The organism is Chryseobacterium indologenes (assembly GCA_016025055.1).
Lineage (GTDB): Bacteria > Bacteroidota > Bacteroidia > Flavobacteriales > Weeksellaceae > Chryseobacterium > Chryseobacterium indologenes.
The window spans coordinates 1,670,410-1,686,616 of the sequence record CP065590.1 but is presented as its reverse complement, the minus strand read 5'-3'; the positions used below and the strand labels follow the sequence as shown (position 1 = coordinate 1,686,616).

The 16,207-nt window shown below is 37.9% G+C and carries 13 protein-coding genes, 2 tRNA genes and 3 pseudogenes; 7 read left to right on the top strand and 11 right to left on the bottom strand.

Annotated features, from left to right (window positions below):
* Positions 1-1,329 (bottom strand): TolC family protein, encoded by a 1,329-nt coding sequence (locus H3Z85_07560; protein QPQ53203.1) that lies wholly within the window; start codon positions 1,327-1,329, stop codon positions 1-3.
* Positions 1,330-1,517: 188 nt separating this feature from the next.
* On the opposite strand from H3Z85_07560, the pseudogene H3Z85_07555 reads away from it, so the two are divergent.
* The 3 genes and pseudogenes from H3Z85_07555 to H3Z85_07545 all read left to right on the top strand — a co-directional run bounded on the left by H3Z85_07555 (position 1,518) and on the right by H3Z85_07545 (position 2,985).
* Positions 1,518-2,760, top strand: a pseudogene (locus tag H3Z85_07555) (bifunctional folylpolyglutamate synthase/dihydrofolate synthase).
* 42 nt (positions 2,761-2,802) lie between these two features.
* Positions 2,803-2,877, top strand: a tRNA-Val gene (locus tag H3Z85_07550).
* Between the two features lie 33 nt (positions 2,878-2,910).
* Positions 2,911-2,985 (top strand) — tRNA-Val (locus H3Z85_07545).
* A gap of 61 nt (positions 2,986-3,046) precedes the next feature.
* Here the strand turns inward: H3Z85_07545 and H3Z85_07540 are convergent.
* The 5 genes and pseudogenes from H3Z85_07540 to H3Z85_07520 all read right to left on the bottom strand — a co-directional run bounded on the left by H3Z85_07540 (position 3,047) and on the right by H3Z85_07520 (position 6,708).
* The gene (locus tag H3Z85_07540) at positions 3,047-3,949 is read right to left on the bottom strand and encodes a glycosyltransferase family 2 protein (GenBank protein QPQ53202.1); all 903 of its coding nucleotides are present in this window, start codon (positions 3,947-3,949) and stop codon (positions 3,047-3,049) included.
* A gap of 4 nt (positions 3,950-3,953) precedes the next feature.
* A pseudogene (locus H3Z85_07535) lies at positions 3,954-4,870 on the bottom strand (glycosyltransferase family 9 protein).
* A gap of 51 nt (positions 4,871-4,921) precedes the next feature.
* Positions 4,922-5,341, bottom strand: a complete 420-nt coding sequence (locus H3Z85_07530) for a SufE family protein (protein QPQ53201.1) — start codon at positions 5,339-5,341, stop codon at positions 4,922-4,924.
* Between the two features lie 45 nt (positions 5,342-5,386).
* On the bottom strand, positions 5,387-6,484 hold the full coding sequence (locus H3Z85_07525) for a glycosyltransferase (protein ID QPQ53200.1): 1,098 nt from the start codon (positions 6,482-6,484) through the stop codon (positions 5,387-5,389).
* On the bottom strand, positions 6,481-6,708 hold the full coding sequence (locus H3Z85_07520) for a uroporphyrinogen decarboxylase (protein QPQ53199.1): 228 nt from the start codon (positions 6,706-6,708) through the stop codon (positions 6,481-6,483). The genes H3Z85_07525 and H3Z85_07520 overlap by 4 nt, the downstream gene beginning before the upstream one ends.
* Positions 6,709-6,860: 152 nt before the next feature.
* On the opposite strand from H3Z85_07520, the gene H3Z85_07515 reads away from it, so the two are divergent.
* Positions 6,861-9,398 carry an ATP-dependent Clp protease ATP-binding subunit gene (locus H3Z85_07515; GenBank protein QPQ53198.1) on the top strand — a complete coding sequence of 846 codons (2,538 nt, stop codon included), beginning with the start codon at positions 6,861-6,863 and terminating at the stop codon, positions 9,396-9,398.
* 72 nt (positions 9,399-9,470) lie between these two features.
* Here H3Z85_07515 and H3Z85_07510 read toward each other — a convergent pair whose 3' ends face one another.
* Complete coding sequence (locus H3Z85_07510) at positions 9,471-9,998, bottom strand: hypothetical protein (GenBank protein ID QPQ53197.1); 528 nt, start codon at positions 9,996-9,998, stop codon at positions 9,471-9,473.
* A gap of 190 nt (positions 9,999-10,188) precedes the next feature.
* Between H3Z85_07510 and mnmA the strand changes: the two genes are divergently transcribed.
* Positions 10,189-11,376 carry a tRNA 2-thiouridine(34) synthase MnmA gene (gene mnmA / locus H3Z85_07505; protein QPQ53196.1) on the top strand — a complete coding sequence of 396 codons (1,188 nt, stop codon included), beginning with the start codon at positions 10,189-10,191 and terminating at the stop codon, positions 11,374-11,376.
* A 100-nt stretch (positions 11,377-11,476) separates the two neighbouring features.
* Here the strand turns inward: mnmA and H3Z85_07500 are convergent, their stop codons facing one another.
* Positions 11,477-11,827: a hypothetical protein gene (locus H3Z85_07500; protein QPQ53195.1), complete on the bottom strand. Its 351-nt coding sequence runs from the start codon at positions 11,825-11,827 to the stop codon at positions 11,477-11,479.
* A 22-nt stretch (positions 11,828-11,849) separates the two neighbouring features.
* Positions 11,850-12,578, bottom strand: a complete 729-nt coding sequence (locus H3Z85_07495; GenBank protein ID QPQ53194.1) for a hypothetical protein — start codon at positions 12,576-12,578, stop codon at positions 11,850-11,852.
* 114 nt (positions 12,579-12,692) lie between these two features.
* Between H3Z85_07495 and H3Z85_07490 the strand changes: the two genes are divergently transcribed.
* Both H3Z85_07490 and H3Z85_07485 read left to right on the top strand, forming a co-directional pair.
* Positions 12,693-13,589, top strand: a complete 897-nt coding sequence (locus tag H3Z85_07490; protein QPQ53193.1) for a hypothetical protein — start codon at positions 12,693-12,695, stop codon at positions 13,587-13,589.
* 215 nt (positions 13,590-13,804) lie between these two features.
* Positions 13,805-15,030, top strand: a pseudogene (locus tag H3Z85_07485) (hypothetical protein).
* A 98-nt stretch (positions 15,031-15,128) separates the two neighbouring features.
* Here H3Z85_07485 and H3Z85_07480 read toward each other — a convergent pair.
* Positions 15,129-15,872 (bottom strand): response regulator transcription factor, encoded by a 744-nt coding sequence (locus tag H3Z85_07480; protein ID QPQ53192.1) that lies wholly within the window; start codon positions 15,870-15,872, stop codon positions 15,129-15,131.
* Between the two features lie 58 nt (positions 15,873-15,930).
* Positions 15,931-16,206: a 2TM domain-containing protein gene (locus tag H3Z85_07475; protein QPQ53191.1), complete on the bottom strand. Its 276-nt coding sequence runs from the start codon at positions 16,204-16,206 to the stop codon at positions 15,931-15,933.
* Position 16,207 lies beyond the last annotated feature (1 nt).

Genomic DNA, 16,207 nt, shown 5'->3' with positions numbered 1-16,207 from the left:
TTACAAACTTAATGGAATTCCTGCATAGAAATTCAATAGTTTAAGACTGAAAAGATAATTATATTTCGCCTGCGCTACTGATCCCTGTGCATTTGCATAATTATTTCTGGCTACATTGACATCATAAATGGTTGTTCTTCCCGCAGCATAACTTTTGTCAGCAAAATCAAGAGCCAGCTTCGTACTCTTTTCTGTTTCTATCGCTGAAAGGTAAGTTTCATAATTCGCATCGGCATCAAACTGTGCCTTCTGAACATTTTGTCTTACCGATTGCTTTTGTTGCTCCAGTGTTACTTTAGCAAGACTTTCATTGATCTTGGATTGTTCTACCTGTAGCTTCGTAATTCCTTTATTAAAAATAGGAACATTTAAAGAGAGCCCTACATTTTGTCCGAAGTTATCTTTGTACTGCTGGAAAAAACCTATTTGACTGGAACTCACACCGCCATTGGTGTTTAATATGTTGTTGTAGAAAGTAGAAAGCCCCGCACTTGCTGTCAGAGTTGGCCAGAATGCCGTCTTACTCACTTCCGTCTGAGCCTCGGCAGATTTTATTCTGCTTTCCGCTGCTTTTATCTGAGGTTGAATATCATATGCCGTTGTCAGCACCTCATCAACAGATTTCAATTGTGTTTCCAGGGTGTCCGGAACCAGTACGTCTTCAATCTCAAATCCTTTATAATCAGGAAGCTGTAAAAGCTGTACGATGGCAAACAATGCCCTTCCCACATTCACTTCCGCCGTTTTAAGATTTTGTTTTTCCCTGGCCAGCGCCGCTTCTGCTTCCGCTAAAACCGTCTGGGCAGTAGTTCCGACCTGAGTTGTTATTTTTGCCCTGTCGAATTGCTTTTGTGCATTTTCCACGGCACTTTGAGAGATCTTGACAATTTCTTTATTTAAAAGGGCTGTAAGATATTGCTGGGCGATTTGAAGTGAGATATCGTTTTTAATGGTTTCAATATCATATTGGCTCGCTTCTACATCAAACTGAGCTTTTCTCACATTTTTTTCCAGTCTCCCATTATTGTACACCAACATATCAGCTCCCAGACTCGCACTGTTACTGAATCTGTCGTTTCTGATACTCCCGGTTCCCAGTGAAAGCTGCCCGAAACTTACCCCATTGTTCATGCCTGCGGAAACTGAAGGCAAATATCCTTTTCTGGCAATTTTCAGATTCGCATCCTGGGACTGTTTATTATATTGATTTTGGATAACCTGCAGGTTATGCTCTACAGCATAACTTACGCATTCTTTTAAGGACCATTTCTTTTGGGCGTTCAATCCCAAACAACCTAATCCAAAAACGATGATCCAAACTTTTTTCATATGTATATGTTTATTTGTTTTTAATGGCCCATACGGAATCGTGTCATCTTCACCGGTATTTATACTTGCAAATTACAGCGATTTCATATTAAGATTTTTCCATATTAGACGTATTAAATATAAAAAAGTTACAGTTAAAAAAAATTATTGTTTCATTTTTATAAAACTTTTGAGAATTTTGTATCATGATGACACACGAACAATATCAGGAAGCTATAGACTGGCTTTTTGTACAGATGCCCAACTACCAGATAGACGGTCAGAAAGCTTATAAGCCAGGACTTGACAATATAACGAGGCTTTGTGCATTCTTTGGAAATCCTCAGGAAAAAATAAAATGCATCCACATTGGCGGAACCAACGGAAAAGGATCTTCAAGCAATATGCTGGCTTCTGTACTTCAGGAAGCCGGTTACAAGGTAGGCTTATACAACTCCCCTCACCTTATTGATTTTACTGAACGTATTAAGGTCAATGGAAAAAACTGCAGTAAAGAATTTGTTTTCGACTTTATTCAAAAGCTAAAAAAATCCCTGAAGATATTCGGCCGTCATTTTTTGAGTTTACTACCATTATGGCTTTTGAATACTTCTATCAGCAAGAGGTAGATTTTGCCATTATTGAAGTTGGCCTGGGAGGAAGACTGGATTCTACCAATATAATCACACCTTTGGTTTCGGCCATTACGAATGTTCAGCTTGATCATCAGAATATTTTAGGAGATACCATTGAGGAGATTGCTGCTGAAAAGGCCGGAATTATTAAAAGAAATACTCCGATAGTCTCCGGTGACGAAAACGAAGGGGTAAAAAATATTATCAAAGAGAAGGCTCACCTTGAGAACGCTCCTTTAATAGATGCCACTGCGATACACACACACCTTACTTCCGACCTGAAAGGGAATTACCAGCAAAAGAATATTCGTGTCGTTCTGGGAATCATTGAAGAGCTGAAAAAGCAGCATGTCAACATCTCTCAGGAAAATGTAGAACAAGGCCTCCTGAATGTACACCAAAACACGGGATTCATTGGCCGTTGGTTTGAATTTTCAAAACATCCGCTCACGATCTGTGATACCGGACACAATCAGGCCGGTTTGGAGTACGTTTTTTCACAACTAAATTCTATAAACAGACACAAGCATGTCATTTTGGGATTTGTCAACGATAAAAAAATAGATGAAGTCATGGAATTACTTCCTGAAAATTCTGAGTTTTATTTTGCGAAACCATCCATCAACAGGGGAAGACACCCCGAAGATTATGAAAATCTGCTTCGGGAGGCAAAAATTTTTATAAAATTTTCGATTCTGTACAGGAAGCATATCTCTCTGCAAAAGAGCACTGTACAAACGAAGAAATGATTTTTATCGGCGGAAGCAACTTTGTTGTGGGAGAATTTTTAGAAAAAAATTTGGAGATTAAAGATTAAGTCGTATATTTGCACCACTCTAAACAAGAGAACAAGTCTAGAGGGTTCTTAGCTCAGTTGGTTCAGAGCATCTGGTTTACACCCAGAGGGTCGGGGGTTCGAATCCCTCAGGACCCACAGAAAAGGAAACGAAACCTTTCAAAAAAATTCGGGTTCTTAGCTCAGTTGGTTCAGAGCATCTGGTTTACACCCAGAGGGTCGGGGGTTCGAATCCCTCAGGACCCACAAAAAATCTCTCAGATTTCTGGGAGATTTTTTTATTTACATCCTTTATATTTTTTTAAAATTACGACTTCATTTTTCGAAACAGCAAACCCAGCTTATAAAAATCCAGATAACGAAGGTTTATATTGCCATTTAAAAGCTTTTTCTTAGCGCGATCCTCTCCTGCTTTAAACAAAAGCAAAAAAACAGAATTAAGGAAGCTTCTGTTAATTTTATGGTACATTTTAACCAGCTTTACTTCCGACAATTTTGAATCAAGACCTTCATGCTTGAGCATGGCCGAAAGACTTTCTACGGACTCTTCTACTTTACCAAGGTACACAAGATTATTTTCCAGGTCGTTATTAAGAATGGGATTGTAAATATGGTCGATCCGTATGTTTTCAGACTTCAAATCCATGGCAAAAAGAAGGTCTTCATATCCATACTTCTTATAATCCGGATTAAAGTTTACCTTTACCAGTACTTCCTTCCGGATGATAAAATTATTTGTCTGAAAGCTTAAGTAAGGCTTTTTTTTACGAAATTCTACAGGCAGGTTTTCTCTTTCAACCGCAAACTTCCATCTCAGGTAATGATCAGGATCCGGACGCTCTTCAGGAACTTCCCTTCCTCCGTAAATAACTGTAGTGGCAGGATTTTCCTCTATAAACTGAATATATTTTTGCACAAAATCATCCTGTATAATCTTTCCGTCACAATCCAGGAACAACAGATATTCTCCTGTGGAAAAATCTAAAAAGAGATTTCGAATGCGGGACCGGCCCAGGTTTTCGCTCAGAAATACAAAACGGGAAACCTTATCTTTAATTTCCCGGTTAAGAGTATTGAAACTTTCTTTTGAAGCATCATCAATCAAAATAATTTCGGCATTCATACGATGATTTTCAATTTCTCTTTTTAAATCGAAAACCAATCCGCGGACATCAAAATTATAGACGGGAATACAGATTGAAAGTTTCATTGTATCAGATTTTCTCAATGATCTTTTGAATATTAAACTCTTCAAGACACGCCCAGTCTCCTCTATAACATTCTTTATCACCGAAAACGGAGCATGGCCTGCACGTCAGGTCCTTCACCTGCACAACATCCTGCTCACTCTGTCCGAATCCGAGAAACCCTGCATAAGGATGCGTTGCCGCCCATACAGAAACGCATCTGGTTCCCACAAGGCTTGCAAGGTGCATATTGGCAGAATCCATTGAAATCATGACTTCCAGCTCTGAAATTTTAATAAGTTCTTCTGTAAGTTTCAGCTTTCCGGAAAGGCTTTTAGTATTGGGAATTTTATTTTCCCACTCTTCCAGTGTTTCAGTTTCTTTTTTGCCACCTCCAAAAAAATAGACAGTATGTTTTTTTGCCAGAATCCGGGCCAGTTCGAATGACTTTTCTAACGGAAGCATTTTTCCTTTATGCTGGGCAAAAGGAGCAAAACCTATTCCTGATTTATTTTCCGAGACAGGCCTAAGCTGATGAGAGAGCTCTACCTTAAATCCCATTTCCCTGAAGACATCTGCGTAGCGTTCAACAGTTCTTTTCAGTGGGACTTTGTTCAGATTCCAGACATCGGTCAGATGATCTTTTTCTTCTTTACCTTTATTGATTTTAAAGACATTCAGCCCTTTTCTTCTATAAAACTTATCAATAATCTTTGTTCGGATAACATCGTGAAGATTGGCGATAAAATCAGGATTAAACTCTTTAATTAATTCATTACTTAACCTTCTTAATCCAAAAATGCCCTTATAATTATCAACATCGATTCCCTTAAAAATAAGATTCGGAACCCCTTCAAATAAGGCTTCAAAATTTTTCTGGAAACCATAATAATTTCCACACCAGGATTCTGTTCCAGAAATTCTCTGAAAACAGGCACTGTCATCGCAACATCTCCGAATGCAGAAAAACGATATGCTAAAATTCTGGTCACGGCTTATGATTTCAATTGATAAGCAACTGCGTAAAATTTAATTTGCTTGGTCATAGCCATCAGTCCATTGGCTCTGGATGGTGAAAGAAACTCCTGTAATCCGATTTCAGCGATAAAATCAAAATCAGAATCTAAAATTTCCTGGGTGGAATGTCCGCTGTAGATACTTACAAGGAGTGAAACAATTCCTTTTGGTAAGATCCCGTCAGAATCTGCGTTAAAAAAAAGTTTTCCTTCTTTAAATTCAGCATCAATCCAAACCTTGCTTTGACAACCTTTAATGAGATTTTCTTCAGTTTTCTTGTCTTCCGGCAGTCCTTTCAGCTCTTTTCCAAGATCAATAATGTATTCATATTTCTGCTCCCAATCGTCCAGAAATGCAAATTCGTCAATTATTTCCTGTTGTTTTTCTTTAATGGTCATCTTTAATCAAATTTCTTTATGCAAAGATAACCAATTTTGTAAAGACTATTTACGGGAAGCTTTTTCAAAAAGTCGGAGGATCTTCAATTCTTCATTCTCCCAGCAGAATACATCTGCGGCCTTATCCAGCTCTGCCTTATAATGTAAACGCCCTTTTTCAAGCATTTTACGGATCGCTTTGCCGATTGTTTCAGGTTGGTGATCTGTAATCATTTCACCTACATCAAATTGTTTTTTGATGCGCTGCATTTCGGGAAAATTTATCATCACCAAAGGTACTCTGGACTGAATATAATCACAGACCTTATTAGGAAGGGAATAATAATAACTGACGCCATTATTTTCTTCGAGACTGAATCCGAGATCTGCTGTTTTCGTTACTTCCCTGAGGTTTTCCGGCTTCAGCTTACCTAAGAAAATAACTTTATCCTGCAGGTTTTCTTTAGCAACAAGCTCTTCATAGGCTCTTTTCTTTGGTCCGTCACCTGCAATTTTCAATATTGCTCCTTCAATATCATGCATGGTCCTAATGACCTTTTCTATGCCCCGAGATTGATTAATAACCCCCTGATATAAAATAATTTTAGGATTGTTAAGTGGAATATCATTCACCGAAGGCAGTTTTCTCGGAATATTCCTTACGACAACCGGGTTTACCTTATATTTTTCATGAAACCACTCTGCATAGCTTTCACTTTCGGTCATCATGAATTCAATTTTCGGAACAAGGTTCACTTCTATCATCCGCCAGAACTTCTGTGAAAGCCGGTTTTGGATAGCAGGCATTTCCGTGAAAATTTCATGACTGTCGAAAACCAATGGAATATTCAGTTTTTGGGCAATGAGATAATTTGGCAGAAGAGCATCAATATCATTGGCATGAAGTATAGTGTTTTTGTCAGCTTTTTTCTTCAGCTCATGATAGAGCTTCCAGTTGAATTCAAAATAAGCTGTCTTTAAGCTCGCAGACTTCAGGTGTATTCTGGAAAAGGAATAAGGACGCTCCATTTTTTCACATCCTCCCCAGTCATTTCCTATCAATTCTACTGAATACCCATTGTCATGAAGGGTTTTGCATACCTTTTCTATCCGCTGGTCGGTATACAGATTACTAAATGCTGAAGTAATTATTTTTTTCCTCATGAACCTCTCTTCCCTACTATTAAATGGTAGATCTGGATGAAACAGATCATCCCGTTTGGAATAATAACCGGCCAGAGCGGTCCGCTAAAGAAACCATAAATGACAAAACAAATACAGCCAATCATGTTGACAATTCTGATTTTTCTTACATCTTTCAGTATGAAACTCAATACGATAAAAACTGAGGCAGAATATCCGATGTAAGTAGTAATTTCAGGGCTCATGAAGAATTTTTAATGGTAACAAACTTAATCATTTTCAAGAAGATAATAAAATTTTTTACTGCCATAAAGTCATTAATTGATTTTTGGTAAAATATTTGTAATTTAGATAATGAATAATTGGCAACGTTGCCATTATTCTAATGAGATATATTATGGATTATAAGTTTTCACAAGGTTTGAGCCAGGTGTTCAAACAAAGCAAAAGCGAAGCTAAAAGGCTGAAAAGTGAATTTCTTAATACAGAACATCTACTTTTAGGTATTATAAAAACGGAAAACTCTGCAAAAGAAATCCTTCAAAACCTTAATGCGGATTTAACACAAATCAGAAGAAAAATTGAAACTCTAAATACAGCAAGTCTAAATCCTATTTCTGAGGAGGTTACCAATATTTCTTTCACCAAAATGGCTGATCATGCCATTAAACGTGCGGAGTTAGAATGCCGACAATATAAAAGCAATGAAATTAATACCGTTCACCTGCTTTTAGGTATTCTTTATAAATATGAGGACCCTACTTCAAATATTCTGGGAGCTTACGACATCGACTACGAAGGAGTTTCAAGAGAGTACCAGACAATGCTTAAAAATTCCGGGCAGTCACCACAGATGAGTGCTTATGATGATGATGATGAAAGAGAGGAATTAGAGCAAATGAGAAAGCCTACAGGAAACTTAGGCTCAGCAAAAAGCAAGACCCCGACGTTGGACAACTTTGGTAGAGATTTAACGTCTCTGGCAAGGGATGGAAAACTGGATCCTGTCATCGGGCGTGAAAAGGAAATTGAGAGAGTATCTCAGATCTTATCACGTAGAAAGAAAAACAACCCTCTTCTTATCGGAGAACCGGGAGTTGGTAAATCTGCGATTGCAGAAGGGCTGGCTTTAAGAATTCAGCAGAAAAAAGTATCAAGAGTCCTTTACGGAAAGCGTGTGATCACTTTGGATCTTGCCAGTTTAGTAGCAGGAACAAAATATCGTGGTCAGTTTGAAGAAAGAATGAAGGCCATCATGACCGAGCTGGAGAAAAACAGAGATGTCATTCTATTCATCGATGAGCTTCACACCATTGTCGGTGCGGGAAGTTCTACAGGAAGTCTGGATGCATCCAATATGTTTAAGCCGGCTTTGGCAAGAGGTGAAATTCAATGCATCGGAGCCACTACCCTGGATGAATACCGTCAGTATATCGAAAAAGACGGAGCTTTAGAAAGAAGATTCCAGAAAGTAATGGTGGAACCGACTTCTATTGACGAAACCATTCAGATCCTGAACCAGATTAAAGATAAGTATGAAGAGCATCACAATGTCATTTATACGCCGGAAGCTATTGCAGCCTGTGTCAATTTGACATCAAGATATATTACAGACCGTTTCTTACCGGACAAGGCCATTGATGCCATGGATGAGGCGGGCTCACGTGTTTACATTAAAAACATGAAAGTTCCTACGGAAATCATTGATTTCGAAAAGAAAATTGAAGATATCAAAGAACTGAAACAAAAGGCTGTAAAAGCTCAGGACTATCTTGAGGCAAGAAAGCTTAAAGACGAAGAAGAACGTCTTCAAATGGAACTGAATGCCGCCCAGGAAAAGTGGGATAAAGATGTAAAAGAGAAAAAGGAAACCGTAACAGAAGAAAATGTAGCGGAAGTCGTTTCTATGATGAGTGGAGTTCCTGTAACGAAGGTTGGTAAGAACGAGCTTGATAAGCTGGCCCAGATGGACGAAAAACTGAACGGAAAAGTAATCGGTCAGGAAGACGCTGTGAAAAAGGTGGTGAAAGCTATCCAGAGAAACAGAGCCGGGCTGAAAGACCCTAACCGTCCTATCGGTACTTTTATCTTCCTTGGTACAACCGGAGTTGGTAAAACGGAGCTTGCTAAAGTAATGGCAAGAGAGCTTTTTGAATCTGATGAGTCTCTTATCAGAATTGATATGAGTGAATACATGGAAAAATTCGCTGTTTCAAGATTAGTGGGTGCGCCTCCGGGATACGTTGGGTATGAAGAAGGTGGTCAGCTGACTGAAGCGGTAAGAAGAAAACCTTATGCTGTGGTTCTTTTGGATGAGATTGAAAAAGCTCACCCGGATGTATTCAATATTCTGTTACAGATCCTTGATGAAGGACACGTTACAGATAGTTTGGGTAGAAAAATCGACTTTAGGAATACGATTATTATCCTTACTTCAAACATCGGAACAAGAGATCTTAAAGATTTCGGAGACGGTGTCGGTTTTGGAACTTCAGCGAAAAAGACCACTTCAGATTCAAGAGCGAGAAGTACAATCGAAAATGCTCTTAAAAAAGCATTTGCTCCGGAATTCCTTAACAGAATTGATGATATTGTGATCTTCAACTCTCTTGTACAGGATGATATCAAGAAAATCATCGATATTGAACTGAACAAACTCTATGGCAGACTTGAAAAATTAGGCTATAAAGTGGAACTGACCGACGAGGCGAAAGATTTTATTTCTGAAAAAGGATGGGATAAAGATTTTGGAGCAAGACCGTTGAAACGAGCTATCCAGAAATATATTGAAGATCTATTGGCAGAAATGCTGGTAAACAAACAATTAAATGAAGGAGAAACCGTAGTTCTTGATCTTAATGAAGCTAAAGACGGATTGGTAGGAAAAGCACAGAAAGCGAAAAAAACCGCTGCTGAAAAATCCTCTCAATCATAATTAAATAATTTACAAAAAAAGCACCGGAAATTCCGGTGCTTTTTTTGTTTGTAGACACATTGTTTTTTCTTGTTAAAGCCCAACTACAAAACCAATATTTGGAATCAGGCCACTTGAAAATACGCTGGTTCTTTCTTTGTAAAGCACATTGTACATTAAACCGATCTGCATAAAGGAGTTATTCCCTATCCTTTGCATATATCCGCCACCAAGATACAGGGCATTTTCTTCTCTATCATACTTATAATCATAATATTTATCTCTGTAATTGATAAAATAGTGCTGAAAATTGGCTCCCAGATAAAAAGACCTTCCAATATAGTAGTTGGCAAAAGGTCCTACTCCAAACATCGTGGACCTAAAGTAGTCTGAAGTTTGCCATGAAACACTTCCCACAACACCAGCCTCCAGGTCATTGGTAAGCCTGTAGCCCACTCTTGGGGATGCCTGAAGGTAAAAAGAACTGTTGCTTCCAAATCCTAAACCGATTCCTCCTCCGAAAGTCCATCTGTTGTTTTCCTGGGTGGGTGCTCCCACTGAAATCTGTGAAAATAAGGATCCTGAAATCATCAACATCAAGGGAATAATAAACTTTTTCATAGGTATATTTTATTTTTTTAAAGGTTAAATCCTTTCGCCTTAGTCTATATTTGGTGCAAATAGGGGCGATTCATATTAATATCGTTTTTATCAATGTTTAAAATTATGGTTTTTTTACGAATTTATTTAGTTGTATTTTTGCCGCATCAAACTAAGAACTCCCGTTAAGAGTTTCGTAAAATTGAATACAATGAAAATAGTAGTAGGCCTCTCAGGAGGTGTAGATTCTAGTGTTACAGCTTATTTGCTCCAACAACAAGGTCATGAGGTAGTGGCTTTATTTATGAGAAACTGGAACGATGCTTCCGTAACATTGGAAGATGAGTGCCCATGGATTGAGGACAGCAATGACGCCCTTATGGTCGCTCAAAAACTTGGAATTCCTTTCCAGGTAATCGATATGAGCGAACTGTATAAAGAGCGTATCGTAGATTATATGTTTGCTGAATATGAAAAAGGAAGAACTCCCAATCCAGATGTTTTATGCAACAGAGAAGTAAAATTTGATGTCTTTATGAAAACGGCCATGTCTCTTGGTGCTGATAAGGTAGCTACCGGACATTATGCCAGAGTACATTCAACCTTTGATGAAAACGGAAAGGAAATTTTCCATCTTCTTGCGGGAAAAGATAACAATAAGGACCAGTCTTATTTCCTTTGTCAGCTAAGCCAGGATCAGTTGTCAAAAGCATTATTTCCTATCGGAGAACTTACAAAACCACAGGTAAGAGAAATCGCCAAAGAAATCGGGCTTGTCACGGCTGATAAAAAGGATTCTCAGGGATTGTGTTTTATCGGGAAAGTAAGTCTTCCCCAATTTTTGCAGCAACAGCTTAAACCTAATGAGGGAGAAATTGTAGAAATTTTTAAAGATTCACCGCTATTTTCGACAGAAGTACCTGCATTTTCATCAAAAGAAGAAGAGCTCAGGTTTTTGTCAAGAAAAATTGATTATAAAAAAACAGACGGAAAAGTAATCGGCAAACATCAGGGAGCCCAATATTTCACGATCGGACAAAGCAAAGGATTAGGAATAGGCGGACACAAAGAAAGCTGCTTTATTGTCTCCAGGGATATGAAAAACAATATTATTTTCGTAGGAGAAGGAAGTCATTTCCCCGGACTTTATAAGAAAGCTTTAAAAATTGATAACAGCGAGTTGCACTGGGTACGTGAAGATATGAAACTGGAAAATGGCGGCTCCATGGAAGTAATGGCAAGATTCAGATACAGACAGCCATTACAGAAGGCAACGCTTTACCAGTTTGAAGACGCTTTTTATGTAGAGTTTGAAGAACCTCAGTCTGCGATTGCTGAAGGCCAGTTTGCTTCATGGTATATTGATGAAGAACTTATAGGAAGCGGAGTGATTTCATAAACATATTGCAAAAAGTAAAGTCATCGGTGATTGCACCTTTGCCATCATACAAATAAATAGCCCGGAACAACTTTGTTTCGGGTTTATTTTATAGGAGATCTTACTTAATTTTATCCTTTACATCATGTGACATAATTACCGAAGCTATAATGGCTTCTACAAATAAAATCATCAATAAAAAACCGACTGGCTTTTCTAAAATTATTCCTCTGATCAGCTTTACAGCCCCCAAAGCAAAAATCAGGATCAAAAAGGAAAGGCTTATTTTTGAAACGGTTTCTTTGTCTGATTTTAAAATGAAAACTGATACATAAGATGTCAGGAGCAGGATTATATAAAATTTTAAAAATACCGGCCCTTGGATGTCAATCGGATTTAAGGTAGCATAGTTGGCATAAAGCCATGCCCAGCTTACCGCTACCGGAATTGAATGAATGATTATCTTTTTCATAGCTTTTAAATTTTATATTCCACTATCCTCCGCAACCTCCACAGCCTCCGCAACCACCTCCACAGCCACCTCCACAGCCACCTCCGCCGCAGCTGCTTCCGCCTCCACTGCATCCTCCTCCCGAACTTTCATCATCATTATGCTCACTGTTACCCGCCTGAAATAAAGAGATCACGATTGCAATTAAAAAGATTCCCAATATCGAAACCAGAATCCCGAATAAGGTCGTTAACACCTCACCCAGACAGGAAGACAATGTCATAAGTGCAGAAAATAAAGGAATAATCCCCAGCTTTCTCCACCATTTGTTTGTAGTTCCGGATTTTTCCGGTTGCAACCAGATTTCCTGTGGAGCTTCAGATTGAAAAACAGTCTGATAGTTCTTCAATGTATCTGAGAACCAACTGCTATGTTTTGTTTTTTCTGATTTTCCGCCTTTTGAAGGGTGATGATGAAGAGGTCTTTTCAAAATATTAGGACAAAAATCTTCCCAATAATTTTGGGTATAGATCAAATGCATATGCCACACCTTGTCGACAATTTTACTCGGTGAAGCGCCATGAGGAAGAATACAGCAGAGATAAACAAATTTTTTATATTCTTCAATTGCTGTTTTTGTAAATTCAGCAGTCCAGTTTTCTTCTTTTGCAAGCTTTTTCGAAAACGGAAAGTCTGCATCCGGAGCGTCTAAGGAAAATCCCAATATCCTGTTCCAAAGAAACTCATCTTTTACTACCAATTTTGTTTCCATTGTTTTACTTTTTAATTTTCTACTCAAATGTCATTTGATTTTAAAATATAAAAGTCTTGTTTGAATATTTTTCGGTTTGATAAAAGTCTTAAATTAGTCGTATAAAATAAAAAAATGAAAAAGGACGATATTCTGCATCTTGAGAAGTTAATGAATTTCCTGGGGCGTCAATTTTTAAAGAAAAACCATTGGGAAGATGTCACAAAAACGGAATGGTCCTACATCGGCGCAGAAATCAATGACCTGATAACCAACGATCATAACGAAAAAGGAATCAAAAAAGAACCTGACCTTCTGGGAACAAACTATCTGTACGAGCACCTGATTATCAACAAATTAAAAAAACACAAACATAATGAAAATGCTGTTTTAAGCAGGCCAAACCTTGCCAAGCTGAGCCTGATTGTCAAAGCATTAGGATATACGAATTACATAGATTTTATTAATTCCAATACGGAGTCTTTTAATTTCAACGACCTGAAAATCGAGATGAATAACGTGAATCCAAATACAGTGCTTCTGGACCGTTTGGTAGGTTGCTGGTATTCGTATAACAGAAATCTTCCGGAAAACCCTTCTCTTGCAAAAGAAGATCGCATCTGGCGTTCTGCCATGGAAATCTATAAGTCTGAAACCACCGGGGAATATTTCATAGAACGAAGTGGCGGCGACCATCATAAATACTTTGGTAAGGTTACGGCTTATTCCGACTATGTTTTCATCATTATGAACAGCAATACCTTCATCCGGCAAAGGCATTTTATTTCAAGAATAAAAGACAGTAAAGAAAAGCTGAAAAATCCTGACTACAAACTTCACGAAATTCATTTTATAAGTACCTGCATCAGTTTTAATCAGGAACCTATCGCCTTGTTCGAAATTTTTCAAAAAGCAGACCGGAAGAGCTTTATTTCAGACTCAATCAGTTTCCCGGTTGACAGTGATGAGATCCCTGCTTCTATCTTAAAACAACTTGAAGATACCGACTCTAACAGGATTGATTACAGATAATTATTATTATTTAAAATGGAAAATGGATAATTGAAAGTGGAAAATGGAAAATTGCTCTTTGTCAAAGTGAGGGTAATGTGCTTCACTGGTAAATTATAACCGATGTTTCATTTTTCTTCTATGCCTTGAATACATTTAGTGATTTAAAATCAATGCATTGCAACAATAATTACCTAATTTAAATGTTCTAATTATAAACCACCAATACTTTTACGATGGAATATTATGAGTTGTATGATCTACTGAAAAGTCATTTTGATTCCGGAAAAGAGGGCGTGGAGATCAAAGACTTAAATCTGACCATTCAAGCCGTCCCGTTTGTTTCTATGGCTTCAGATCTTCTGCATGGATCGGCAAGCCAGGATTGCAGGGAGCATCAGTTGCCACTGGAAATTAACGAGGATGCCTATTTACACTATCATCAACCTTCTGTAGACCTCAAAGATTTTGAAATAGAATCTAATAAAAAATTCGAGTATTATATTCTTAAAAGGGCTGATGTAGATATCGCTGACGGATGTATCATTTTCTTCCACGGATTGAATGAAAAAAAATGGGATAAATATCTGCCGTGGGCTTACGAGCTTGCTCAAAAAACACGTAAAGCAGTCATTCTCTTCCCCATCGCTTTCCATATGAATCGAGCAGAATTGATATGGAGTGACCGGCATCTCATGACTCAGGTTGTAAATTTCAGGAAAAAAGATACCCTGAAAATACCAGCTACTCGTATGTAAATGCAGCCATAAGTTCAAGACTGGGGGCTCATCCCCAAAGAGTTTTCTGGTCGGGACTGCAGACCTATTCCGATGTCATTGAAGTGGTAAAAGACATTAAAAAGGGCAAAATAAAGGGTATTTCTTCTGATGCCAGTCTGGATTTATTCGGCTATTCTATCGGCTCTTTTCTCTCTCTGATTATCAAAATGGCTGACCCTGAAAATTTTTTCACCCGATCCAAAGTATTTTGTTTTTGCGGGGGAATGACCATCGATCGCATGTTTCCTATTTCAAAATACATTATGGATGCGCAGGCAACCGTTACAATGCTCGCCGTATTTACTGAATTATTAAGCTCAGATTTTAAATTTGACTGTAGACTGAAACATTATCAGAATGAAGAGCTGCATCCACAGGAAAGTTGGTTCAAAAAGATGCTGCGTTACAATTATTTTCAAAAAGAGAGGGAGGAACGAATAGGTGAAATTCAGTCTCAAATTAAAGCATATGTATTGGAAAAAGATAATGTTGCCCCTCCAATCGAAGCTTTAAATACCTTACGAGGTGGTTACCGGAATATTGATGTGGATGTTGAGATCAAAGATTTTCCGTATGAATATTCACATATGGTTCCTTTTCCTTTGACGTACAAACACCAGAAAGAAATTACTGAAGCTTTTCATCATTTTACTGATTCTGCCGCCAAGTTCTACCATCAATAATCTCCTTTATCAGGTAAATAGGGAAAGGAATAGTTTAAAGAATAAAAGTATGAGATCCATGGCAATATGATTTGGGTTACAATGATTGGATATATGATCTAGCTTACCAGCCAGTCTTTAAAGTCTTTCACACGGTCACGGCTAACGGTAATTTCTTCCTGCGGCTGAAATTCCAGGTCTACCTTGTAGTAGGGCGAAGTGTGAATATTTTTTATATAGTCTGAATTGATGATAAACTGCCTGTTGACCCGGAAAAACTTTTTTACATCCAACACATCTTCCAGCTCATCAAGGGTAAAATCAGACGGATAAGTGCGCTCTTCTGTCTGGAGATAGACGATTTTATTTTCACTGAAAAAACAGCTTATTTCTTCTGTCTGTACAATTTTAAGATTATATCCTATCTTAACCAACACTCTGGAAAGGGTAGATTTCTCCTTTTTGATCAGTTGCTTCACGTCCTGAGAGCCTCCTGTATTTTCTGAAGGAATAAATGATTTAAATTTCTCTACGGCACCTGAAAGGTCTTCGTCCATAATGGGTTTCAGGAGATAATCTATGCTGTTCAATTTAAATGCTTTCAGGGTATACTGATCAAAAGCTGTGGTATAGATGATAAAACCTTTGGTGGGAACTTTCTCAAATATGTCAAAAGAAAGCCCGTCTCCCAAAACGATGTCTGAAAAAATCAATTGAGGGTGCTCATTTTCGGTGAACCATTCAACGCCTTCTTCTACGGATTCTATTTTGGCAACGAGTTCAATTTCAGGGAAGTTATTCAACATTCTCTCTAATTTCCTTGAAGCTGGTTTTTCGTCTTCTATAATGACAGTTTTGATCATTGAGTTCCTGATTTTAGTTTTAAAATTCTGAAATAAAAGTAGTCAAAAAAACTGTTTGTTAAAACTTTTGGGATTGTTTAGATTTTCTCATTTCTTTTTCTATAATTTCTTTTTCCCAGTCAGCATCAAAAAGGAATAATTTTACAGCTCTTACGGTAAGAAAAATCCCCCAGATGACGAGGATCACGGAACCGTCCCATAAAGAAAAATTAAAGATTCCCTTTTCGAAAATATCATCAAAGAAAATGATAAATGCGAGAATTCCGAACCATAAAACATGTTTGTAGAATTTCTTTAAATCATGTACCCGTTGTTGTGCCTGATTGTAGTCCATT